This is a genomic window from Vibrio sp. SCSIO 43136, from assembly GCF_023716565.1.
Lineage (GTDB): Bacteria > Pseudomonadota > Gammaproteobacteria > Enterobacterales > Vibrionaceae > Vibrio.
Genome location: NZ_CP071848.1, coordinates 787403 through 812087 on the forward strand (window position 1 = coordinate 787403; position 24685 = coordinate 812087).

The window sequence follows — 24685 nt, forward strand, 5'->3', positions numbered from 1 at the left end:
ACGTCTTCTTCAACCTAAAAAAAATCTCGAAAAAACTTTAAATTTTCCCTAAAGAAGTTTCGCATCCTGCCGTTAAAGAGTGTGCGAGAAATGAAGATGGTGTAGCGAGGTGAGAGACGCGAAACCATCATCCTTAATGTCGAAGGAGATCAACTATGGCAATTAACGTAAACACTAACGTGTCTGCCATGACTGCACAGCGTAACTTGAATAACGCTTCTGCAGACATGAACAGATCGATGGAGCGTTTGTCTTCGGGTTACCGAATTAACAGCGCGAGAGATGATGCTGCAGGGCTTCAGATTTCGAATCGCTTGAGTTCTCAAAGCAGCGGCTTAGACGTTGCAGTGCGAAACGCAAACGATGGTATTTCTATTGCTCAAACAGCCGAAGGGGCGATGAAGGAATCGACAAACATCCTTCAACGCATGAGAGACCTTTCGCTTCAATCCGCTAATGGCTCCAACAGTCGCTCTGAGCGAGTTGCGATCCAAGAGGAAGTTTCAGCGCTAAACGATGAGTTGAATCGTATAGCAGAAACCACTTCTTTTGGTGGTAACAAGCTACTGAACGGTACTTATGGCGAACAATCGTTCCAAATCGGTGCTGATTCAGGTGAGGCTGTAGTGTTACAAATGGGTAATGTTCGCTCCGACCATGCTGCTATGGGCGGTTTAAACTACACAGCTAACAACGGTAAAGGTGCTGGCTGGGAAGTTGCGAGCGGTTCGACCGATCTGCAGTTAGATTTCACTGACTCAGAAGGTGTGGCGCAAACGATCAATATTGACGCTGTAGAAGGTGATGATATTGAAGAGATTGCAACTTACATCAATGGTCAACAAGATTACCTAAAAGCTTACGTCGGCGAAGAAGGCAAAATGGGCATTTTTGCTCATAGCCAAAAAGTACAAGGTAGCGTTTCATTCAGCGGTGGCCTTGCGACGGAACTTGATTTAGACAATGAGACTAACGTCACTGTTAATGACATTGATGTAACGACCATTGCAGGTTCTCAGCAAGCGGCAGCAGTGATTGATGGCGCACTGAAAAACGTTGACAGTAAGCGCGCGGAGCTGGGCGCATTCCAGAGTCGTTTTGACCACGCTATTAATAACCTTGATAGCATCAACGAAAACGTGAACGCATCGATGAGTCGTATACGCGACACTGATTTTGCTAAAGAGACCACTCAATTGACGAAGTCTCAGATTTTAGGCCAGGCGAGTACGTCTATCCTAGCTCAAGCGAAACAGACCCCATCCGCGGCACTGAGTTTGTTGGGTTAAATCTGGTATACTTCGCCTAAAGAAGCACGTTGAAGGGCAACCGGAAACACACTAGCCAAGGTGGAGGTGTGATCGTATGGACATATCATCCTACACATCGCTATCCCAACCTTACGGTAGTGGCATGAATATTGCTTCTAAAGCTGAAGATGCATCCAGTGTTAAAGCGCAATCAAAAGCAGTTGAAGAGATTGACCCACGAGAAATCGTGCGAAACGAATCTGCTCAGGTTTTTGCCGACCAACGGTCTAAACTGAATGCAGAGGAGTTAGAAAAGCGGATAGATGAGGTGAATGATTATATCGCATCTATCAACACAGGTTTATCTTTTCGCTTCGATGAAGAATCTGGGCGGGACGTGGTAACCATATTTGATGCAAATACTGGCGACATTATCAAACAGATACCAAGCGAAGAAATGCTTGAAGTTTTACGGCGCCTAAACAGCTCTTCGGGATTTGTCTCGGAGATGGTGTAATGGCATGAAGGTGATTGAATGAGTTTAAACCCGATGGGCATGTCTGGTGGCATGGACATCAACTCAATGGTGAGCAAGATTGTCGATGCGGAGCGTGTTCCTAAACAGCAACGTATTGATGGCGAGCGCGCTAAAGTTGAGACCAGTATCAGCGCTTATGGGCGACTCAGAGAATCATTGGATTCCATGAAGGCACTGATGACTCAGTTTCGTCAGGACAAGGCTTTTGCTGTTCGTTCAGTTGAGTCTTCTGATGAAGAAGTCGTTTCGGCCACGGCCACTACGGACGCTATCGCAGGTAGGTATTCTGTCGATGTGTTGCAGCTTGCACAGAACCACAAGTTGGGTTCTAACGTTATTGGTGAGAAAACCAAATTTGGTTCTGGTGAGCTGCAGATCCGTTTAGGGAATAAGAACTTCACAGTCGAAGTTAAACAAGATGCAAGACTGGCTGATGTTGTAAACAGCATCAACAGTGCTGCTGATAATCCCGGTGTACGCGCTGCTGTCATCAACGATGTTGATGGCCAGCGCCTTATTTTGGCGTCTGAGAAAACAGGTGCCGAAAATCAAGTCTATGTATCTGCCACCAGTGCAGATCCAAATAACAAACTCCTTGAGTTGGAGTATAAAACGCTCGAAGAGCGCGTTCGCGACCTTGAAAAGGCGCAATCAGAACTCACCAAATTGCAAAGCGCACCTATTCTTACCGAAGATGGGCAAAATGTTGCCGATCTTGAAAAAAAATACTCTCCTGAAGAAATTGAACAAGCTTTAGAACGTTTTCCTAAAGCGCCTGATGGCGTCACCCCTGTATACGTGGTGAACTTGCCCGGCGAAGAAGATGATATTGGCTTAACCGGAGAAGATGGCGAACGCCTGCCTTTACCCGAAGACGATATTCCAGGATTTTCTGAAGCGGCCAGTGGTACCTTACTTAATTCTTATGAAGCACCAGGTTCTAGGGATGCGCTGACTGACGATCAAGAGCTGAAAAAGTCTGAGATCCCAGGCTATACCCCAACGGCGGGTGGTACGCTCGATGATTCCTACATCACCGAACGTGAGCGCGATGCGATTTTGATCGCTAACGCTAAAGCCCAACGAGAAAAAGATTTAGAGGATGCACTAAATCGAGTCAACTCGGCCCAGCGTTCGTTTGATGGTTACAGTGGTATGAACGAGTTGCAACAGGGTCAAGATGCACAAGTCATCCTCGATGGTATCGCTCAGTTGAGTAGTGATAACAACATCATCGAAGATGCCATCCAAGGGGTCGATCTGAACCTTAAAGGGGTCACTGAGCCAAATAAGCAAACCGAAATCGGCATCGACTATGACCGAGATCGAGTTCGCAACGATATTGAAAATTTCGTTGCCACTTACAATCAGTTTTACCAAGTGACTCGTGAGCTGTCTGGGGCAGACCCTGCAGCAGGCACCGCAGGGCCACTCGCAGGTGATAGCATTGTGCGTGGTGCGGAATCTCGCCTTAAAACGGTGTTTACCTCCAGTATTGAAGGTGCTCCAGAAGATCTTAAAACCTTGACCGACTTTGGTATCACCACGACAAGGCAAGGTACCCTAGAAATCAACTACAACATGCTCGATAAGCAGTTGCAGAATAATTTCACCAAATTGGGTAACTTTTTTGGTGGCAATAACGGCTTTGCTAAGAAAGTGGAAGACGCCATTCACTCAATGACGGGTGTGACTGGGTCAATAAGAACCCGAGAGCAAAGCTTGTTTGAGCAAAATTATCGACTTAACGATCAGCAAACTCAATTAGATAGACGTATGGAAAGCCTACAACAGCGCACTCACGATAAGTTTGCGGCGATGCAAGATGCGACAGGCAAGATGCAAGCTCAACTTTCTGGCATGATGAATGCATTCGGTTAAGGTGTGCTGAAATAGGTTGATTTATGAACAATAATTTGACGCAACTGTGTGATATAGATCGTCAATTACTGATTTATCTAGAAAAAGATGAAATAAATGCTGAAGAAATTGTTGTTCTGGTCGATAAAAGGGAACAGTTGCTTGCTGAGACGTTCAAGCAAATTGCCGAAACTCCTGAGCTGATTGATAAACAGCAGTGGCAAGAAGCAATCTCTCGTACCACAAAAGTGGTCACCTTGATGCAAAAACGCACCAGTGAGATTGCCGAGCATTTAAAAAAATATCGTCACGGCAATAAGTCAGTACAAGTGTACAAAAAGTTTTTATAGATTTAGAGAGGATTACCATGCGAGGTTCGTTACAGGCTTACAAAAAGGTTTCAGTAGACAGTCAGTTGTCTGCAGCCTCTCCGCACAAGATCATCCAAATGTTGATGGCTGGTGCGATTGAACGCCTGATCCAGGGTAAAGCGGCAATGATGCAGGGCAACATTGCGATGAAAGGGGAACGTTTAGGTAAGGGCCTTGATATTATTATCAGTTTGCGCTCATGCCTGTCGATGGACGATGGCGGTGATATCGCTAAGAACCTTGACCAGCTTTACGAATTCATGATCAATCAGGTGACAGTGGCAAACAGTAAGAATGACCCTCAGCCAATTGATGATGTGATTGAAATCATCCGAGAAATCAAATCTGCATGGGATCAAATCCCATCGGAGTTTCACAATTTGACCGCTGCAGAAATAGGTCGCTGATTAATTCACCGATCAGGCGTCACTTTTCGAATTAATCTCACATAGACTGCGGGGTTAGTTGCCTTATCTTTTTTTTCTCTTAGAATAGAGCCAATGTAGCGCAAGCCTATGTTGGCTCTATTTTTTTGTGCTGTTTTGTTCGCCTCTTACTGAGCGTTTTAGTAAATAACCGCTAAAAGTCAGCAAGATTGGTAAGTACAAGAATTTTGTACAATAATGACTAAATTATAAAGGCAACCTTTTTATTCTATGCAGCAGGGCTTGGCAAAGTTGTTGGTTATTGAAGATGACCAGCAAGTGAAACACGATTTAGGGATAATTCTAGAGTTTATTGGGGAAAATATTACCGCAGTAAGCTCAGAGCATATTGATAGCGTTGACTTGGCCAAACCTTGGGCTGGGTGCATTCTTGGTTCTATTGATAGTGCGGATGCTGCCAAGGTTATTAGTCAAAAACTGCGTAAAGCGGTCCATATTCCATTGCTGACGCTTGATACACCGAGTATCAAGGTCGAAGACTTTCCTCATTTCGTCGGAGAGCTACAACAGCCTCTCAACTACCCTCAGCTAAGTGATGCCCTGCGCCATTGCCAAGAGTTTCTGGGACGCAAGGGCAGTAGTTTAAGCCCTGCCAGTCGTAAAAATACCCTGTTCCGCAGCCTAGTGGGCCAAAGTGGTGGTATCCAAGAGGTTCGCCACTTAATCGAGCAAGTGGCGGGGACGGAAGCTAACGTGCTTATCCTTGGTGAGTCTGGTACGGGTAAAGAAGTGGTAGCGCGTAATATTCATTACCATTCTGAACGTCGTGACGGGCCTTTTGTACCAATTAATTGTGGCGCTATTCCACCTGACTTGCTTGAAAGCGAACTGTTTGGTCATGAGAAAGGTGCATTTACCGGGGCAATTACCGCACGTAAAGGGCGATTTGAACTGGCGGATGGCGGTACACTGTTCTTGGACGAAATAGGCGATATGCCGATGCCAATGCAGGTAAAACTGCTGCGTGTACTACAAGAGCGCTGTTTTGAACGCGTAGGCGGTAATGCCACAGTAAAAGCCAATGTGCGAGTGGTTGCGGCTACTCACCGTAACCTAGAGACCATGATTGATGATGGCGGTTTCCGTGAAGACTTGTTCTATCGTTTAAATGTGTTCCCAATCGACATGCCTGCGCTTAAAGAGCGTAAAGAAGATATTCCATTGCTGCTCAAAGAGCTGATGACTCGTATGGAAGCTGAAGGGGCACAAAACATTTGCTTTACGCCAAGAGCCATTAACTCCTTAATGGAGCACGATTGGCCTGGCAACGTTCGCGAGTTGGCGAACTTGGTCGAGCGAATGATCATCTTATTCCCTAACAGCTTGGTCGATGTGAATCATTTACCGACTAAGTATCGTTACAGCGATATTCCTGAATTTCAGCCAGAGAACCAAATCTCAATCAAGTCCATTGAGGAGCAAGAGCAAGACGCCCTTGCCGATATTTTCTCTGAAGATTTTAGTTTTGATGCCGCTGACGACGTGCCTGATGGTGTCGATTCACCGCAAGAGTTACCGCCAGAAGGGGTCAACCTCAAAGAGCTACTTGCAGAAGTAGAAATCAATATGATCAACCAAGCCCTAGATGCCCAAGGTGGGGTAGTGGCTCGTGCGGCCGACATGCTGGGCATGCGTCGCACAACTTTGGTTGAAAAAATGCGCAAATACAATCTGAATCGCTAAGCTCTCGACCGCATTTATCAGTCGAGTTCGTCAACGGATTGACACTCAAATGTCGCTTAAATCCTTGATAATTAATTATAAATAGCCTGGCATGCATACTGCATTACAGGCTATTGTTGTTTTATTTGTCGGAAACCTGTCATGCCATCCAATGAAAACCTACCCACACTGGGCACCTTAGAAGAGCAAGTCACCCGCTATAAGCAGGTACTTGATGTGATGCCTGCTGGGGTGATTTTGCTGGATACTCAAGGGGTTATTTGCGAAGTCAATCCAGAGGCGCAGCGCTTATTGGAAGTGCCGCTACTCGGCCAGCGCTGGTTTGAAGTGATTCAAGCCGCATTCGCCCCTCAAGAAGATGATGGACATGAGATCTCATTGCGCAATGGCCGCAAGGTTCGCTTGGCTATCTCTGCATCGTCAACAGGGCAGTTAATTCTAGTCACCGACTTAACCGAAACTCGATTGCTCCAAGCCCGAGTTGGGGATTTGCAACGTCTCTCTTCTCTTGGGCGCATGGTCGCTTCACTTGCTCACCAAGTGCGTACACCTCTGTCGAGCGCTATGCTTTACGCTTCAAACTTATCTGCGCCTAACTTGGCTCAGCCGACAAGAGAGCGTTTTCAGACTAAGCTTATGGATAGGCTGCATGACTTGGAGAAGCAGGTAAATGATATGTTGTTGTTTGCCAAAGGGGGAGACAACAAAGTTATTAAGCCGTTTACCTGCCAACAACTGCTCGATGAGTTCCACCCTATGGTGGAGGCCTCTTTAAAGAATAACCAAATTGATTACTGTCTCGAAGTGGAAGATGGTGACGCTGGGCTCATGGGCAACTCTAATGCGGTTGCGTCTGCGCTGAGCAATTTGGTGATCAACGCCATTCAAATAGCGGGGAAAGAGAGCCAAATCGATGTATTTGCTCGTGCGGTTGGTAACGAGCTCAAAATTTCGGTACAAGATAGTGGTCCGGGAGTGCCTGCCGAGCTGCAACAAAAAATTCTCGAACCTTTCTTTACCACACGCTCTCAAGGTACAGGCCTTGGACTGGCGGTAGTACAAATGGTCGCTCGTGCACACAAAGGGCGACTTGAACTAATTTCAGAGCCCGGTGATGGCGCTTGCTTCACCGTATGCTTACCCCTTGCAACCCAAGATTCCGGAGATGAATAATGGCCCAAAGCAAAGTATTAATCGTAGAAGATGACGAAGGACTACGTGAAGCTTTAGTCGATACTCTCGCACTGGCGGGCTATGAATGGGTTGAAGCAGACAGTGCAGAAGCCGCTTTAGTGCTGCTTAAAGCGCAAGAAGTGGATATCGTGATCTCAGATGTTCAAATGGCTGGGATGGGCGGTCTTGCCCTACTGCGCAACATTAAAACCCATTGGCCTAAACTGCCTGTGCTGTTGATGACGGCTTATGCCAACATTGAAGATGCGGTGTCTGCGATGAAAGAAGGTGCCATAGATTATATGGCTAAGCCTTTTGCACCTGAAGTGTTGCTTAACATGGTCAGCCGCTATGCGCCAGTGAAGTCCGACAGCAGTGGCGATGCTATCGTTGCAGACCCTAAGAGTTTGCAGTTGCTTGCCCTTGCAGACAAAGTGGCAAAAACAGATGCCAACGTGATGGTGTTAGGCCCAAGTGGTAGTGGTAAGGAAGTGATGTCTCGATACATTCACAACGCTTCTTTACGCAACAAAGGTCCTTTTGTTGCTATAAACTGCGCAGCGATTCCAGATAATATGCTTGAAGCGACCCTGTTTGGTTATGAAAAAGGGGCGTTTACTGGTGCAGTTCAGGCTTGCCCTGGTAAGTTTGAGCAGGCTCAAGGTGGTACCATTTTGCTCGACGAGATCAGTGAAATGGATTTGAACCTGCAAGCGAAATTGCTGCGTGTCTTGCAAGAGCGAGAAGTTGAGCGTTTGGGCAGTCGTAAGAGCATTAAGCTCGATGTACGTGTTCTGGCCACCAGTAACCGAGACCTCAAACAGTATGTAGCTGAAGGTAGTTTTCGTGAAGATCTCTATTACCGACTTAACGTGTTCCCAATTGCCTGGCCGCCACTGTGCGAACGCCAAGGTGATATCGAGCCCTTATCCAAGCATTTAGTCGAAAGGCACTGTAAAAAGCTTGGTTTACCAGTACCTTCGCTCTCTGTGTCAGCTGTTGCTAAACTTAATCAATACCCTTGGCCGGGGAACGTTCGAGAGTTGGACAACGTGATCCAACGAGCACTGATTTTGAGTGAGCAAAAAGATATCGACACTGAGCATATTTTGCTCGAAGGTGTCGATTGGCAAGACGTCAATAGCTTGCAAAATGCCGTGCAAGCAGATGTGGTTGCCCCCTCGGTGAAACCGGTGGCAGAAGTATCTGCGCCGAGCGAATACAAGGACGTTGAAGTTAAGAGTCTCGGCGGTGATGGTTTAGGCTCTGAACTGAGAGAGCAGGAATACGCCATCATTCTGGAGACCATGGCGGAGTGCAACGGTCGTCGTAAAGAGATGGCCGAAAAATTAGGGATCAGCCCAAGAACATTACGCTACAAACTTGCCAAAATGCGAGATGCGGGTATTGAAATACCTAACTAATTGATATTATTACTGACTAGGATCCATGGCATACTAATTGCAGTGTCAATAAATAGGTTATGTTTACAGGTCAAAAAATTGACTTCTGAGGTTTGAATGAAAGTCGGCGGATTACAGCAAGAAATGCAAGCAATGATGCTTGAAGCAACTAACAGCACTCAGCCTATGACAGGCGGGCAAGTGAATGCTGATTTTGGCGCGATGCTGAATCAAGCGATTAATAATGTCAACGGTTTACAGAAGCAATCTGGTGAGCTCGCCACTCGCTTTGACCAAGGTGACCCTAACGTATCTCTGTCAGACGTGATGATCGCTCGAAATAAATCGAGCGTGGCCTTTGATGCAACGATTCAAGTTCGAAATAAGCTGGTGGAAGCTTATAAAGAACTGATGAACATGCCAGTGTAGTACAGGTAGAAAAACGTGGCTGACGAAAACAGAACAACAGATTTAGCAGTAGCAGATGGTGGGGCTGAAACAGGCCTAAGTACCGACCTAGATGCAGGGAATCAAAACTTAGATTTGGATGAAAAAAGTTCTTCCAAGTTTGATATGGCGATGGGTGATCTTGACCTACTTCGTCAAGTGGTGCTGGTGGTGGCGATATCTATCTGTGTTGCGCTAATCGTCATGGTGTTTTTCTGGGTCAAAGAGCCAGAGTTGCGTCCTTTGGGGACCTATGAAACCGCAGAATTGATCCCCGTCCTTGATTATCTCGATCAACAAAAAATTGACTATAAGCTGGAAGGTAACACCATTCGTGTGCCAGCCAGCGATTTTAGTAATATCAAACTCAACATGACCCGCGCAGGCTTAAATCAAGCAGATCCTGCGGGCGACGATATTTTGCTCAATGATATGGGCTTTGGTGTGTCGCAACGTCTCGAGCAAGAGCGACTAAAACTGAGTCGTGAGCGTCAATTGAGTAAAGCCATCGAGCAGATCAGATTGGTGCGTAAAGCGCAGGTTCTATTGGCGCTGCCAAAGCAAAGCGTATTTGTACGCCACAACCAAGAAGCTTCTGCAACGGTATTTCTAACGTTGGCAACGGGCAAGAACCTCAATCAAGAAGAAGTCGATTCGATCGTTGATATGGTGGCCAGTGCAGTACCGGGTATGAAACCGACTCGAGTCACTGTGACAGACCAATTTGGCCGTCTATTAAGCTCAGGCTCTCAAGACCCAATGGCAACGGCGCGCCGCAAAGAGCACGAGCTGGAACGCAGGCAAGAACAAGCGCTGCGCGAAAAAATAGATTCGGTACTGATCCCAATTTTGGGTATCGGTAACTATACAGCTCAGGTTGATATCGAGCTGGATTTCAGTGCCATTGAGCAGACTCGTAAAAGGTTTGACCCACAAACCGCAGCAACGCGCAGCGAGTACACTCTTGAAGATTATAATAACGGCAACGTAGTGGCCGGTGTTCCGGGAGCCTTAAGTAACCAACCGCCAGCGGATGCTTCAATTCCTGAGGATGTCGCACAGATGAAAGATGGCTCGGTCATGGGGCAGGGTTCTGTGCACAAAGAAGCCACTCGAAACTTCGAGCTAGATACCACCATCAGTCATGAGCGTCGTCAGACGGGTGTGGTCAATCGCCAAACCGTATCCGTTGCGATTAAAGACAAAGCGATTGTTAATCCAGACAGTGGTGAAGTGACCTATCAGCCTCTGAGCCAAGTTCAGTTAGAGTCTATCCGTGCGGTACTTGTTGGCGCTGTTGGTTTTAGCGAAGGCCGTGGTGACTTGCTAAACGTCATCAGCATGCAGTTTGCCGAACCTGAGCTTGAGACTGCGGTTGATGTGCCGATTTGGGAACACCCTAACTTTAACGACTGGATCCGTTGGCTAGCGAGTGCCTTGGTGATCATTGCGATCATCATGGTACTAGTTCGTCCAGCTATGAAGAAACTTATCAACCCACATAGTGATGAAGAGGATGATGAGTTTGGCTCCGATGGTTTGCCAATGGCTGCCGATGGAGACACCAGCCTGATCGGTAGTGATATCGACATTGGTGAGACATTTGAATTTGGTTCAGGCATTGATTTGCCTAACCTACACAAAGATGAAGATGTGTTGAAAGCGGTTCGTGCACTGGTTGCTAACGAGCCAGAGCTTGCAGCACAAGTAGTGAAGAATTGGGTAGCAGATGGCTAATGAACTAACCACCACCGATAACGAAGAAAATAACGTACCTGCGGTCGATATTTCTGAGATCCCCGGTGAAGAGCGTGCAGCAATTTTGCTGCTTAGTTTAAGCGAGCAAGACGCTGCGGGTATTATCCGTCACCTTGAACCAAAACAAGTTCAACGTGTAGGTAGTGCTATGGCGCGTGCGGCAGAGTTGAGCGCCGACAAAGTTAGCGTTGTTCACCGAGCATTTTTGGAAGACATTCAAAAATATACCAACATTGGTATGGGCAGCGAAGACTTTATGCGTAATGCCTTGGTGGCTGCACTGGGTGAAGATAAAGCGAATAACTTGGTTGACCAAATTCTTCTTGGCACAGGTTCAAAAGGTCTCGATTCCCTTAAGTGGATGGACCCACGTCAAGTGGCGAGTATTATCGTCAACGAACACCCTCAGATCCAAACCATTGTATTGTCCTATTTGGAAGCCGATCAGTCAGCAGAGATCTTGTCCCAGTTCCCTGAGCGTGTGCGTCTTGATCTAATGATGCGTATCGCCAACTTAGAAGAGGTTCAACCATCAGCGCTAGCCGAACTGAATGAAATCATGGAGAAACAGTTTGCTGGTCAAGCAGGTGCGCAGGCCGCTAAGATCGGTGGTACTAAGGCGGCGGCTGAAATCATGAACTTCATGGATAACAGCGTTGAAGGCATCTTGATGGATCAAATCCGTGAGCAAGATGAAGACATGGCTTCGCAAATTCAAGACCTTATGTTCGTGTTTGAAAACTTGGCCGAAGTGGATGACCAAGGTATCCAGAAACTCTTGCGTGATGTGCCACAAGACGTACTTCAAAAAGCGCTTAAAGGCGCTGATGAAACACTGCAAGAGAAGATCTTCAAGAACATGTCTAAACGTGCTGCCGACATGATGCGTGATGATATTGAAGCGATGCCACCCGTTCGTGTTGCTGATGTGGAAGCGGCTCAGAAAGAGATCTTGGCCGTGGCTCGTAAGTTGGCCGATAGCGGAGAGATCATGCTCTCTGGCGGTGCTGACGAGTTCTTGTAACCATTTTAGACCCTCCCTTTGCTGAGCGCTGGCCGCTTAGCAAAGGGAAGAAATAAAGCCCTCACCCACATAGCAGGTACAGAAATGTCATTAGAAAAAAAACGTGGGTTCCTCCGCCCAGACGAAGATCAAGCCATTCCTGAAGCCCATACCTGGGGCCTTCCCGACTATACTGCTGAAACCAAGTCTGAAGCTCGTGATACAGCGATGAATTACGATCCGACATGGGCACCTATCGTTAAAGAGCCAGAACCCGAAGAGCCAGAACCGTTAACCGAAGAGCAGTTGGAAGCCATTAAGCAGTCTGCGTATCAGGAAGGCATGGTTCAAGGGCAAGAAGCTGGGTTCAAACAAGGCTACGAAAAAGGGAAAGAAGAAGGCATGGCGGCTGGACACGCCGAAGGTCTAGAACAGGGGCAAGCGGACGGGGTCGCAGCAGGGCAAGAGTATATTCAGCAGCAAGTTGAGCATTTTATGAACCTTGCTAACCAATTTGCCCAGCCACTTGAGTTAATGAACGCCCAAGTTGAACGTCAGTTAGTGGATATGGTGTTAAGCCTAACCAAAGAGGTTGTCCATATTGAAGTGCAGACTAACCCACAGGTGATCTTAGACACCGTGCGTGAGTGTGTGGAAGCCTTACCTATTGCTGGTCACTCAATTACGATCAAACTGCACCCTGAAGACGAACAGATCGTTCGGAGTGCCTATGGTAATGATGAATTAGAGACTCGTCAGTGGGCCTTGATGGCAGAACCTGCACTTAATCGCGGAGATGTTCACCTTGAAGCGGGAGAGTCTGCGGTGAGCTACAAGATGGAAGAGCGCATTCGCTCCGTGCTCGATACCTTTTGTGGGGTCAATCGTTATCAAAGGAACGAGTGATGCTAGCATTAGAAAATCGCTTATCAAACTATAAAATCCACGGTCTGACGACCCGAGCTATCGCCTCGGGTAAGTTGGTACGTGTTGTTGGTCTCACCTTGGAAGCCACAGGCTGCAAGGCCCCCATTGGTAGCCTGTGTAAAGTAGAGACCTTGACCGGAGAAATGGAAGCTGAAGTGGTTGGTTTCTCTGGAGACAATCTCTTCTTGATGCCTAGTGAGCAAATCACCGGAGTGCTACCAGGTGCGAAAGTCACCCCAATTACCGCCGAATCAGGGCTGCCCGTGGGCATGGAACTACTTGGCCGAGTGATTGATGGCGTAGGTAATCCATTAGATGGTCTCGGTGAGATCTATACCGAACAAAGAGCAAAATTTAACGCCGACCCGATTAACCCTTTGATGCGAAAACCTATATCCGAACCACTCGATGTGGGTTTAAAGGCGGTTAACGGTCTATTGACGGTAGGCAAGGGACAGCGTATTGGGCTGTTTGCAGGCTCAGGTGTCGGTAAGTCGGTCACGCTTGGCATGATGACCCGAGGCACTACTGCGCAAGTGGTTGTGGTTGGGCTTATCGGTGAGCGTGGACGAGAAGTAAAAGAGTTTATAGAAGAGATTTTGGGCACCGAGGGACGCAAGCGTTCCGTCGTAGTGGCAGCACCTGCCGATGCGTCACCTCTGATGCGTCTTAAAGGGTGTCAAACCGCACTGACTATCGCAGAGTACTTTCGAGACCAAGGTTTGGATGTTTTGCTTTTGATGGACTCATTGACTCGTTTTGCTCAAGCGCAGCGTGAAATAGCTTTGTCTGTCGGTGAGCCGCCAGCAACAAAAGGTTATCCGCCTTCGGTGTTTGCTAAGTTGCCTGCGCTGGTTGAGCGTGCGGGTAACGGTGGCCCAGATCAGGGGTCGATTACTGCATTTTTTACGGTGTTAACCGAAGGGGATGATCTTCAAGACCCTATCGCCGATGCTTCGCGAGCGATATTGGACGGTCATATTGTATTATCGCGTGAATTGGCAGATGCAGGTCATTACCCTGCCATTGACGTTGAAAAATCGGTAAGCCGTGTAATGCCGCAAATCGTGACCGATCAGCATATGTTAATGGCTAAGGCTGTACGTCAAGTTCTGTCCATTTGCCGTAAAAACCAAGATCTGGTGTCGATTGGTGCCTATAAACCGGGTACCGATCAAGCCATAGATACCGCATTCACCCTAAAACCGAAACTGGATGGATACTCGCAACAGCAAATGGGTGAATCCGTGAACTATGACATGTGTGTCAACATGCTAAAAAGCATCATGCAGGGCTAGGAGTGTTAAATGGAAAATGCACTTGAATTCCTGCTTGAACAAGCCAAAGAACATGAATCTCAAGCGGTACTGGCGCTCAATAAAGCACGCAGTGAGCTGGATAACTATTACGAACAGCTTAAGCAAATCGAACAGTATCGCCTCGATTACTGTAATCAGCTAGTTGATAGGGGCAAAGGTGGGCTGACGGCGGCGCAATATGGCCATCTTAATCGCTTTCTTACCCAGCTAGATGAGACTTTAGCTAAGCAAAAACTCGCCGAAGAGCACTTCAAATCTCAAGTCGACAATTGCCAAGAAAATTGGATGAATCACCGCAAGCAAAGACGCTCATATGAGTGGCTGATGGAAAAGCGCGATAAAGAAAAACGTCAGCGCCAAGAGGCGTTAGAGCAAAAGCAAAATGATGAGTTTGCTACGCTTCAGTTCGCTCGTCGCCAACAACGATAACCTTTGGTCTGATTTTTGCATTTACCCTTATTAGCTTGAAGTAGTGGCGGTAATAATGTGCCGCTTGAGAATTTCTTGGCGTGGTAGCTACCATGCCTCCGCAACCAATGCGGCAACTGTGAGAGTATGTCCTATGGGTCAACAAAGTTTATCCGTTTCAGATGCAGGAAAAACCACCTCTCTTTTAGGTAAGAGTGGCGCAGCTGCTAAGGAAAGCTCTGAGTCAGAAGGCTTTATCGATACACTAAAATCGATATTCACTGGCAAAGACACCGAAGAAGCCAGCAAAAGCACCAAAGCTGTCAAAGTTGAAGCCAAGGCCTCTGATGCGAAATCTTCATCGGTCGAGGCTGAAGGGGCAGCCGATGTTGCGACGTCTTCGAAGGCCAAATCTGTCGGTAAGAGTGAAGAATCCACCCAAGCACTATTAGAGTCAGATACCGAGGCTGTTGAGGTAAAGGGTAAAACTACCTCTGCCAAAGCGGAAGCAAGTGAAGAAACTGTTTCTAGTGAAGGCAAACCGACTACTTCAACGAAAGTGTCAAGTGAAGACAAAGCCAAGCAGGTCGTTGATGAAAACAATCAGTTGCTAGGGAGGCTCGATGAGGCCAATAAAACTTTGCAACCAGAAGGCAAAGCATTGCCTGCTGAAAGCAAAGCCGCTGCAGCTGTTGCAGGCACTGCTGTTGCTGCGGAAGCTGCGAAACAAACGCCAAAATCGGCACTGAGTGCCAAGGTTGATGGTGTCGAGAATATCGTAAGCCCTGACGAGTTAGCTAAAGTGCCAAGCGCCGCAACCAAGTCGCCAGTGGAACAAGGCAGCGCAGATATTCCTAGCCAAATGACCAAAGTGGCTCAAGGCGTGGAAAATGCCGTTGACGCTGAGCAAGCTCAAGGGCAAATCAGTTGGAAAGAACCTGCCGCAGTAGCAGGTGCCGCTGTGATGGCGAGTCAAGTCTCTGCCAACAACAGTGAGCTAGCCACCCCTGAAACCATGTCGAAAACGCCAATTGAAGTTCAAGGTGTAGACCCGAGCGTGGCACCTAAACTGAGTGCTGAAGTGGAAGAAACTTTGGTATCAGATAAGGCGGCATTGGCAGGGGTTACCGGCATGAGTGCGTTAGCAATGGGAACTGAACAAGCTAAGCAGGCAGAAGTGGACCCTGAGACAGTTGCCAATAAATATTTGCAAGTCGAGGGTGAGCCACCAGAGACCGCTGAGGCTGGACAGCTTACGGCGCAAAACCCAGAGGCACAAAACTTAGAGACGCTAGCTCAAGAGATCCAATGGGACAAATCTCAATCCATTGTTCAGGACCCTAAAGCCGTTGTACTCACTGAAAAAGAGCAGTTGGCGCAAGCTGCTACTATTGCTGGTGGCTCTGTTGCGGCATCTCAGGTAGTTGCGAAAGACTCTGATGCCTTTATTGAAGGCGCTGAAGTGGCTGAACCTATCTACGGCGAGCCCCAATGGGCATCACCATCTCAGATATCAATGAACTCTGAGACAGTAATGGTTAAAAACCAAGAGAGCTCAGCGACTAAAGGCGCAGCTGCTGCCATGGCGAGTGCTGGTTTAGTTCATCAGGCTAACCAACAGCTAGCAGCAAATGCCGATAAAGCTGCACAGGCTTCTAATGTAATGCCTGCAGATCTTACCTCTCCAGCTTCACTGGCAGCAGGATTAAATCCAACGGTTGCTACCTCGGCAGTCGCTGCTGATACTGCAGTTGGGCAAGGATCAAAAGCGGCATTGGCTGCATCGAGCGGGATGCTTGCCGGAGTGGGAGCCAGCCAGCTCAACAAGACTGGAAAAGCCGAGCCGGGCAGCGAAAAACCTGATATTGCACAGCAAATTGCCGCTGCAGCTGGAGCGCAGGGTGTGAACTCGCAGCTCCGTGCAGAGGCTCAGCAAGCACCAGCGCCACAGGCGCCTTTACCACTGAATCGTGATATGGCGGGCGAACAACTGGCTGAGCGTGTGCAGATCATGATGTCTAAAAACCTTAAGAACTTAGATATCCGTCTCGACCCACCAGAACTTGGTCGAATGCAAATCCGTATGACCATGAATAATGACGTAGCTTCAGTACAATTTACCGTTGCAAATCAACAAACTCGTGACATAGTTGAACAAGCTATGCCCAGATTACGAGAAATGTTGGCGCAACAAGGTTTACAGCTTGCAGATACCTCAGTTCAGCAGCAAAATGCAGGGCAACAGCAGCAAGGTCAGTACCTTGCAGGACAAGCTGGCGGTAACGGTGCCTCAAACGGAAACGGTGCTGCCGATGGTGAGCTAGAAGCGGGTGAAATGACGGAAGTTAATCTGGATGTGACATCTAACCGTGATGGAATCAGTTTTTATGCTTAAGATTAAATCATTGAAGAATTAAAAAGATAGGTAAGGCTAGGTTATGGCTGACGAGCAAACCCAAGAAGAAGCTCCTAAAGGCAAAAGTAAATTACTCATTATCATCATTGCGGTGGTTGTGTTGTTGGCTGCAGGTGGCGGCGCCGCCTTTTTCTTCTTAGGCGGTAGCGATGAAGAGGCGGCTGATGAAAGTGCGCCTGTCGAAGCTGTGGTGGTTAATGAACCGGCTTCTTACGTAAATATTGCTCAACCCTTCCTGTTTAACGTAACGGGTGGCAAAAAGGGCCATTTGGTTCAAATTAAAGTTCAGTTGATGGTTCGCGGTTCAGAAAACGAACAGCTTGCCAAGCACCACTCACCATTGATTGAAAGTACTCTGCTGGCAACTTTTGGCGTTGCGACCACAGAGCAGTTGCGCAGTGCGATGGGAAGAACCAACTTACGCGACCAAGCAACGGAAGATATTAAAGCGGCGTTGACAGAACTCGTGGGTCAACCTGTGATTGAAAAAGTGCTGTTTACAGACTTTGTAATGCAATAGGGATACCGTGACCGATCTATTAAGCCAAGATGAAATCGATGCGCTTTTGCATGGTGTCGATGATGTTGAAGAGGAAGAAGTAGAGGAACTGGACGTCGCTGATGATAGTGCCGTCAGCTTTGATTTTTCTTCTCAAGACCGTATTGTCCGGGGTCGAATGCCGACCTTGGAGCTTATTAACGAGCGCTTTGCTCGTCATATGCGTATTAGCTTGTTCAACATGCTCCGCAAGACCGCCGAGGTTTCGATCAACGGCGTGCAAATGATGAAGTTTGGCGAATACCAAAACACGCTTTACGTTCCTACCAGTCTTAACATGGTGCGATTCAGACCGTTAAAAGGTACTGCGCTCGTGACCATGGAGGCTAGGTTAGTTTTCATCTTGGTGGAGAACTTTTTTGGTGGTGATGGACGTTTCCACGCCAAAATCGAAGGTCGAGAGTTTACGCCAACAGAGCGACGTATCATCCAGCTGTTGCTAAAAATCGTGTTTGAGGATTACAAAGAAGCTTGGTCTCCTGTCATGGGTGTTGAATTTGAGTACTTAGACTCAGAAGTTAACCCAAGCATGGCCAACATCGTCAGCCCAACCGAAGTTATCGTAGTCAGCAGCTTCCACATCGAAGTGGACGGTGGTGGTGGTGATTTCCACGTGGTGATGCCTTACTCGATGGTAGAACCGATCCGTGAACTGCTCGATGCGGGTGTTCAGTCCGATAAAATGGAAACAGATGTTCGTTGGAGCACAGCACTACGTGAAGAGATTATGGATGTTCCCGTGAACTTTCGCGTTAACTTGCTCGAAAAAGACATTTCTTTGCGTGATTTAATGGAACTGAGACCAGGCGACATTATCCCTATTGAGATGCCCGAAAATGCGACCATGTTCGTTGAAGAACTGCCAACCTACCGGGTTAAGATGGGACGCTCCGCAGACAAACTCGCCGTTCAGGTATCTGAAAAAATCAAACGTCCAGATGTAGTGAAATCCGATCTGGCATTTCTTGGCAATGACATGATTTCTGAGCTCGATAACGAGTCTGAAGAAATCGAAGAATAACGATAAATAGGTGAGAAAATGGATCCATCTGAAGATCAAAAACTGGCGGATGAATGGGCCGCAGCCCTAGGCGAAGACCCATTAGCAGCGGGTGCTGATCACGCAGAAGCTGCACCCCTTGAAGAGTTAAGTGACGAAGCGGCACCTATCACGGAAGATGAGCGTCGTAAACTCGACACCATCATGGATATTCCTGTGACTATCTCGATGGAGGTTGGTCGCTCACAAATCAGTATTCGTAACTTACTGCAATTGAACCAAGGCTCTGTTGTAGAACTTGAGCGAGTTGCTGGTGAGTCTTTGGATGTGTTGGTTAATGGCACCCTAATCGCCCATGGTGAAGTCGTTGTGGTCAACGATAAGTTTGGTATTCGATTGACCGACGTAATTAGCCAAACCGAACGCATCAAGAAGCTGCGTTAATTTCTGGCCAAATAAGAGTATTTTGTGAAGAAATGGACTTTGGGTGGTGGGTTTATCGCCACCCCAACACTTGCGGCAGCGCCTGCCACCTCCCAGATTGATCTAGCGACCACATTCGGCTCGCTAGTGTTCGTTATCGCTTTTATTGTCTTTCTAGCATGGCTATTAAAGCGTATGCGCCTACCAAGTATGCATGGAAGAGAGGGATTGCAAATCATTCGCCAACTTCCTGTAGGCACCAAAGAGCGTTTAATGATCGTTGAGGCGGGTGAGGAGCAGTTTTTAGTTGGAGTGACTAGTCAAAACATCTCGATGCTCGCCAAGCTAGACAAACCGTTAGACACGGAATCCTCCGGTCAAGCCCCATTCGCTAACCAATTGAGTCAGTTGCTAAAGAAAAATGAGAATAAATAATGCTATCGCTGCCTTGCTGGCAGCGTTTGTGCTTCTACTATCACCGGTTTCAGTTTGGGCTCAAGAAGAGTTGGCGGACACGATCCCGGCAAATGTGGCAGGTGACTCTAGTGTGACTGTGTCTGAGATGCGTTCGGATACCGGGGGGAGTAACCTACTTATTAGTGGCTCACCGGGCGGTGGAATACCTGCCATGACGGTGACGACCAATCCAGATGGCAGTGAAGACTACTCTATAAATCTGCAAATTCTGGCATTGATGACCTTGCTTGGTTTCTTACCAGCCATGGTTATCTTGATGACGTCATTTACCCGAATAGTGGTGGTGATGGGGATATTGCGTCAGGCCATGGGTCTGCAACAAACGCCATCTAATCAGGTGATTATTGGTATCTCAATCTTCCTGACATTTTTTATCATGTCGCCGGTGATTGAAGAGGTCAACAATACTGCGATTCAGCCTTATATCAATGAGCAAGTATCCGCAAGAGATGCTTTCACTCTGGCTCAAGCTCCGATTAAAAGCTTTATGCTGGCGCAAACTCGAGTAAATGATTTAGAAACCTTTGTCGGCATATCCGGTATTTCAGTTAATAACCCTGAAGATGTGCCAATGAGCGTGTTGATCCCGGCGTTCATCACTTCTGAGTTGAAAACAGCTTTCCAAATAGGCTTTATGCTGTTCCTGCCATTTTTGATCATCGACTTGGTGGTTTCCTCGGTGTTGATGGCGATGGGTATGATGATGCTTTCCCCGATGATTGTATCATTGCCGTTTAAGTTGATGTTGTTCGTGCTAGTAGATGGATGGAACTTGATTCTCTCCACGCTTGCGGGCAGTTTTGCCGTTTAGGAGGGAAGATGACTCCTGAGATGTTTGTTGACCTGTTTAGAGAAGCCCTTTGGGTGGTTCTAATCATGGTGTGCGCAATCATTATTCCCAGTCTTTTGGTCGGCCTAATAGTCGCGATTTTTCAAGCTGCGACTTCGATCAACGAACAAACGCTGAGCTTTTTGCCTCGTCTTGTCATCACTTTGTTGGCACTCATGATGTTTGGCCACTGGATGACCACTATGCTGATGGACTTTTTCTTTGGCATGATTGAGCGCATGCCGCAAGTCTTGTACTAGCTATGCAGTTTTCTGAGACTTTAATCCTCGACTGGATCGCCAACTTTTTTTGGCCTTACTGCCGCATCTCCGCCATGCTGATGGTGATGACGGTGACCGGAGCGCGGTTTGTCTCGACGCGGGTGAGACTCTATCTTGGTTTGGCGATTACTTTTGCTGTTTCTCCTGCGATCCCAGCCGTTCCACAAGAGATCGCATTGCTTTCATTTCATGGCTTTGTTACTACGTTTGAACAGCTAGTCATCGGCATTGCGATGGGTACGGTGACGCAGTTTATGCTGCAAACCTTTGTTGTATTGGGTCAAATCTTGGGTATGCAATCGAGTCTAGGTTTTGCATCTATGGTTGACCCAGCAAACGGACAAAATACCCCGGTATTAGGTCAGCTGTTTATGTTCTTGGCGACGATGTTTTTTCTTGCCACCGACGGGCATTTGCAAATGATTCAGCTCGTTGTACTGAGTTTTCATTCGCTACCCATTGGCAATGGCACCATCACCGCCGTTGGTTTTCAGGAGCTTGCGTCTTGGTTTGGCATCATGTTCAAAACGGCGTTAGCGATGTCACTGTCGGGCATTATTGCGCTGCTAACGATTAATCTTTCTTTTGGTGTGATGACTCGTGCAGCACCACAGCTAAACATTTTCTCACTGGGTTTTGCTTTTGCGCTGCTGGTGGGTTTGCTGTTGTGTTGGTATATCATCGCAGGCATCTATACTCATTATGATTTGTATTGGCAGGTAAGCCGTGACCAAGTGTGTCGACTTATCCAGCTAAATTGTTGAGGAGGCGGCTTTGGCAGAATCCGATGGTCAAGAACGCACTGAAGACGCCACGCCCAGGCGGTTACAACAGGCGAGAGAAAAAGGGCAGGTAGCTCGGTCAAAAGAGCTTGCTTCCGTTTCTGTGCTTGTTGTTGGGGCGGTTTCACTGATGATATTTGGTGACGCACTCGCCAGTGGCCTGTTCAAAGTCATGGGGCGCTTTTTTACGTTAAGTCGGGAAGAAGTACTCGATGTGTATAAATTACTCGATATTGTCTCTGGCGCTATCGTGCACTTAGTCCTACCCGTGCTCTTGATACTCATTACCCTGTTTGTCGCTGCCTTAATTGGAGCTGCTGGGGTGGGGGGGATCAGCTTTTCAGTGGAAGCTGCGACCCCAAAACTGTCTAAGATGAATCCGCTCAGTGGCCTCAAACGTATGGTGGGGATGCAAAGCTGGGTTGAGCTGCTCAAGTCGATACTGAAAGTGGTTTTGGTTACAGGGGTTGCGTTTTACTTGATTCAAGCGGCGCGCACGGATCTGTTTCAGTTGAGCCTAGATCTCTATCCTGCCAATATCTTTCACGCTCTCGATATCTTGCTTAATTTTGTTTTACTGATCAGTTGTTCTTTGCTTGTGGTTGTTGCTATCGATATTCCCTTTCAGATCTGGCAACACGCAAATCAGCTGAAAATGACCAAGCAAGAAATCAAAGATGAATTTAAAGAAATGGAAGGTAAGCCAGAAGTTAAAGGCCGTATTCGAATGCTTCAGCGTGAAGCAGCTCAAAGACGGATGATGGCAGATGTTCCACAAGCAGATGTTATCGTCACCAACCCAGAGCATTTCTCCGTTGCCCTGCGTTATGACCAAAAGAAAGACAAAGCGCCTATCGTCGTTGCTAAGGGGGTGGACCATATAGCAATGAAAATCCGAGAAATCGCCCGAGAGCACGACATACAAATTGTGCCAGCGCCACCTCTTGCCCGTGCGCTGTATCATACCACCGAACTTGAGCAGCAAATCCCTGATGGTTTGTTTACTGCAGTAGCACAGGTGCTCGCTTATGTTTTCCAACTCAAACAGTTCCGTCGTCGTGGCGGAGAGCGACCTATACTTAAGCAAGAAAATATGCAAATCCCACCGGATATGTACTATTAGAGTGGCCTCTAAAGCCACTGACAGCATTTTGACTACCGCATCAGGCGCAATAATTGCATAATTAAGCCCAATGCGATTTTTAGCAATGAATTCTGATACTTAAATCTATGAAATTGAATCTGCCCTTTGCGGATAAGCTGCCTCAGATGTCAGGCCGCTCGATGCCAGCGATCGGTGCACCAGTCATGGTCTTAGCGACTTTGGCGATGGTGGTGCTACCGATGCCACCATTTCTACTCGATATTATGTTTACCTTCAACATTGCTCTTGCGATGGTGGTGCTGTTGGTAACCGTTTATACCCGACGCCCACTCGACTTTGCAGCGTTTCCTACGGTTCTGCTGATCGCTACTTTGTTGCGACTAGCGCTCAACGTTGCCTCGACTCGAGTGGTTCTACTGTACGGTCATGAAGGTCCAGGCGCTGCGGGTAACGTTATTGATGCTTTCGGTAATGTTGTGATTGGTGGTAACTACGCCGTTGGTTTGGTGGTGTTTCTTATCTTGATGATCATTAACTTTATGGTAGTTACCAAAGGTGCAGGCCGTATTTCAGAAGTAAGTGCCCGCTTTACCCTTGATGCCTTACCAGGTAAGCAGATGGCAATCGATGCGGATTTGAACGCAGGTCTTATCGATCAAGAGCAAGCTAGAATTCGTCGATTTGAAGTGACCAAAGAGGCTGACTTCTACGGCTCGATGGATGGTGCGTCTAAGTTTGTTAAAGGTGATGCCATTGCCGGTATCTTGATCCTATTTATCAACATTGTTGGCGGTTTATCCATTGGTATGATCCAACATAATGTTGGCTTTAGCGAAGCGATCCAGATTTATACCTTGCTCACCATTGGTGACGGTCTGGTTGCCCAAATTCCGTCGCTGTTGTTATCCATTGGCGCAGCCATGATGGTAACGCGTCAAAATACCGATGAAGATATGGGGCAACAGCTGGTTTTCCAGATGTTTGACAACCCGAAAGCTTTGATTATCACCGCTGCAATACTGTTTGTGATGGGTATTGTTCCTGGTATGCCGCACTTTGCTTTCCTATTGTTGGCGGCGCTTGCTGGTGGTGGTGCGTATTATCTGCACAAGAAAGAGCAAAAGAAAGACGACCCCAACCAGTTACCTGCTAATAAGTCTGATGTCGAGCCCGTCGCACAAAAAGAGCTATCATGGGATGATGTTCAACCTGTTGATGTGATCGGCCTTGAAGTAGGTTATCGCTTGATCCCGCTGGTCGATAGAGATCAAGGTGGTGAGCTGTTAGAGCGAGTGAAAGGGGTTCGAAAGAAACTGTCTCAAGATTTTGGCTTCTTGATCCCTGCCGTGCATATTCGTGACAACCTAGAGCTGCCACCGAACAGTTACCGTATTACCTTAATGGGGGTTGCGGTGGGCGAAGCGGAAATTCGCGCAGACAAGGAACTTGCTATCAACCCAGGTCAAGTCTACGGAACCGTTGAAGGTGAACCGACCATTGATCCAGCCTTTGGCCTGGAGGCTACATGGATCAAAGACGACCAAATGGAAACTGCTCAAGCGCTAGGCTACACAGTAGTCGATTCTTCGACGGTGCTAGCAACACATTTGAGCCAATTATTGACCAACAATGCGTCACAGTTGATTGGTCATGAAGAAGTTCAAAACCTATTGGAAATGCTTGGCAGTAAATCGCCTAAACTTGTAGAGGGCTTTGTGCCGGATCAGCTGCAACTTGGCGTTGTGGTAAAAGTGCTCCAAAACTTGCTCAATGAAGCGATTCCAATCAGGGACATTCGAACTATCGTTCAAACTCTGTCGGAGTACTCTTCTAAGAGTCAAGAACCTGACATCTTAACGGCGGCGGTTCGAATCGCTCTGAAACGTCTAATTGTCCAAGAAATCAATGGTATAGAGCCAGAGCTACCAGTGATAACCTTGATTCCTGAGCTGGAACAAATCTTGCATCAGACTATGCAGGCGTCAGGCGGGGAGTCAGCGGGCATTGAACCAGGACTTGCGGAACGATTGCAGTCCTCACTGAGTCAGGCCACCCATGATCAAGAACTTAAAGGTGAACCTGCAGTACTGCTGACATCTGGTGTACTTCGAACCACGCTAGCTAAGTTCGTTAAAAACACCATCCCTAGCTTAAGAGTGCTCTCATACCAAGAGATCCCGGATGAGAAGCAAATACGGATAGTTCAAGCCGTTGGTAACTAACCTAT

General features: G+C 47.5%; 24 protein-coding genes. All 24 read left to right on the forward strand.

What is annotated here, in order from left to right; translation table 11 throughout:
* The first annotated feature begins 155 nt into the window (after positions 1-155).
* The 24 genes from J4N39_RS03850 to flhA all read left to right on the forward strand — a co-directional run bounded on the left by J4N39_RS03850 (position 156) and on the right by flhA (position 24680).
* Positions 156-1289 (forward strand): flagellin, encoded by a 1134-nt coding sequence (locus J4N39_RS03850; RefSeq protein ID WP_252022125.1) that lies wholly within the window; start codon positions 156-158, stop codon positions 1287-1289.
* Positions 1290-1365: 76 nt separating this feature from the next.
* Positions 1366-1767 carry a flagellar protein FlaG gene (locus J4N39_RS03855; RefSeq protein WP_252022127.1) on the forward strand — a complete coding sequence of 134 codons (402 nt, stop codon included), beginning with the start codon at positions 1366-1368 and terminating at the stop codon, positions 1765-1767.
* An 18-nt stretch (positions 1768-1785) separates the two neighbouring features.
* The gene (gene fliD / locus J4N39_RS03860; RefSeq protein ID WP_252022130.1) at positions 1786-3669 is read left to right on the forward strand and encodes a flagellar filament capping protein FliD; all 1884 of its coding nucleotides are present in this window, start codon (positions 1786-1788) and stop codon (positions 3667-3669) included.
* Positions 3670-3692: 23 nt separating this feature from the next.
* Complete coding sequence (fliT, locus tag J4N39_RS03865; RefSeq protein ID WP_252022132.1) at positions 3693-3998, forward strand: flagellar protein FliT; 306 nt, start codon at positions 3693-3695, stop codon at positions 3996-3998.
* A 17-nt stretch (positions 3999-4015) separates the two neighbouring features.
* The gene (gene fliS / locus J4N39_RS03870) at positions 4016-4426 is read left to right on the forward strand and encodes a flagellar export chaperone FliS (RefSeq protein ID WP_252022134.1); all 411 of its coding nucleotides are present in this window, start codon (positions 4016-4018) and stop codon (positions 4424-4426) included.
* Between the two features lie 249 nt (positions 4427-4675).
* On the forward strand, positions 4676-6148 hold the full coding sequence (locus J4N39_RS03875) for a sigma-54 dependent transcriptional regulator (RefSeq protein ID WP_252022136.1): 1473 nt from the start codon (positions 4676-4678) through the stop codon (positions 6146-6148).
* Between the two features lie 141 nt (positions 6149-6289).
* On the forward strand, positions 6290-7321 hold the full coding sequence (locus tag J4N39_RS03880) for a sensor histidine kinase (RefSeq protein WP_252022138.1): 1032 nt from the start codon (positions 6290-6292) through the stop codon (positions 7319-7321).
* A complete protein-coding gene (locus tag J4N39_RS03885; protein WP_252022140.1) occupies positions 7321-8745 on the forward strand; it encodes a sigma-54-dependent transcriptional regulator in 1425 nt (474 codons plus the stop codon). The genes J4N39_RS03880 and J4N39_RS03885 overlap by 1 nt, the downstream gene beginning before the upstream one ends.
* 96 nt (positions 8746-8841) lie before the next feature.
* On the forward strand, positions 8842-9153 hold the full coding sequence (fliE, locus tag J4N39_RS03890) for a flagellar hook-basal body complex protein FliE (protein ID WP_252022142.1): 312 nt from the start codon (positions 8842-8844) through the stop codon (positions 9151-9153).
* 15 nt (positions 9154-9168) lie between these two features.
* Positions 9169-10908, forward strand: coding sequence for a flagellar basal-body MS-ring/collar protein FliF (gene fliF / locus J4N39_RS03895; protein WP_252022144.1), 1740 nt, complete (start codon positions 9169-9171; stop codon positions 10906-10908).
* A complete protein-coding gene (gene fliG, locus J4N39_RS03900; RefSeq protein ID WP_252022146.1) occupies positions 10901-11953 on the forward strand; it encodes a flagellar motor switch protein FliG in 1053 nt (350 codons plus the stop codon). Before fliF ends, fliG begins: the two co-directional genes overlap by 8 nt.
* Before the next feature lie 84 nt (positions 11954-12037).
* Entirely contained in the window at positions 12038-12838 is an 801-nt protein-coding gene (fliH, locus tag J4N39_RS03905) for a flagellar assembly protein FliH (protein WP_252022149.1), read from the forward strand.
* Complete coding sequence (fliI, locus tag J4N39_RS03910) at positions 12838-14157, forward strand: flagellar protein export ATPase FliI (RefSeq protein ID WP_252022151.1); 1320 nt, start codon at positions 12838-12840, stop codon at positions 14155-14157. Before fliH ends, fliI begins: the two co-directional genes overlap by 1 nt.
* A gap of 9 nt (positions 14158-14166) precedes the next feature.
* Positions 14167-14607: a flagellar export protein FliJ gene (fliJ, locus tag J4N39_RS03915; RefSeq protein WP_252022153.1), complete on the forward strand. Its 441-nt coding sequence runs from the start codon at positions 14167-14169 to the stop codon at positions 14605-14607.
* A gap of 133 nt (positions 14608-14740) precedes the next feature.
* A complete protein-coding gene (locus J4N39_RS03920) occupies positions 14741-16981 on the forward strand; it encodes a flagellar hook-length control protein FliK (protein WP_252022155.1) in 2241 nt (746 codons plus the stop codon).
* Between the two features lie 43 nt (positions 16982-17024).
* Positions 17025-17522, forward strand: coding sequence for a flagellar basal body-associated protein FliL (gene fliL / locus J4N39_RS03925; RefSeq protein WP_252022157.1), 498 nt, complete (start codon positions 17025-17027; stop codon positions 17520-17522).
* Positions 17523-17529: 7 nt separating this feature from the next.
* Complete coding sequence (gene fliM / locus J4N39_RS03930) at positions 17530-18582, forward strand: flagellar motor switch protein FliM (RefSeq protein ID WP_252022159.1); 1053 nt, start codon at positions 17530-17532, stop codon at positions 18580-18582.
* An 18-nt stretch (positions 18583-18600) separates the two neighbouring features.
* Positions 18601-19005, forward strand: a complete 405-nt coding sequence (gene fliN, locus J4N39_RS03935; RefSeq protein ID WP_252022161.1) for a flagellar motor switch protein FliN — start codon at positions 18601-18603, stop codon at positions 19003-19005.
* Between the two features lie 24 nt (positions 19006-19029).
* Complete coding sequence (gene fliO, locus J4N39_RS03940; RefSeq protein WP_252022163.1) at positions 19030-19419, forward strand: flagellar biosynthetic protein FliO; 390 nt, start codon at positions 19030-19032, stop codon at positions 19417-19419.
* Positions 19406-20272 carry a flagellar type III secretion system pore protein FliP gene (gene fliP / locus J4N39_RS03945; RefSeq protein ID WP_252022165.1) on the forward strand — a complete coding sequence of 289 codons (867 nt, stop codon included), beginning with the start codon at positions 19406-19408 and terminating at the stop codon, positions 20270-20272. The genes fliO and fliP overlap by 14 nt, the downstream gene beginning before the upstream one ends.
* A gap of 8 nt (positions 20273-20280) precedes the next feature.
* A complete protein-coding gene (fliQ, locus tag J4N39_RS03950; RefSeq protein WP_252022167.1) occupies positions 20281-20550 on the forward strand; it encodes a flagellar biosynthesis protein FliQ in 270 nt (89 codons plus the stop codon).
* 2 nt (positions 20551-20552) lie between these two features.
* Positions 20553-21335: a flagellar biosynthetic protein FliR gene (fliR, locus tag J4N39_RS03955; protein WP_252022169.1), complete on the forward strand. Its 783-nt coding sequence runs from the start codon at positions 20553-20555 to the stop codon at positions 21333-21335.
* Between the two features lie 10 nt (positions 21336-21345).
* Positions 21346-22476 carry a flagellar biosynthesis protein FlhB gene (gene flhB / locus J4N39_RS03960; RefSeq protein WP_252022171.1) on the forward strand — a complete coding sequence of 377 codons (1131 nt, stop codon included), beginning with the start codon at positions 21346-21348 and terminating at the stop codon, positions 22474-22476.
* Positions 22477-22583: 107 nt separating this feature from the next.
* Positions 22584-24680 carry a flagellar biosynthesis protein FlhA gene (gene flhA / locus J4N39_RS03965; protein ID WP_252022173.1) on the forward strand — a complete coding sequence of 699 codons (2097 nt, stop codon included), beginning with the start codon at positions 22584-22586 and terminating at the stop codon, positions 24678-24680.
* Positions 24681-24685 lie beyond the last annotated feature (5 nt).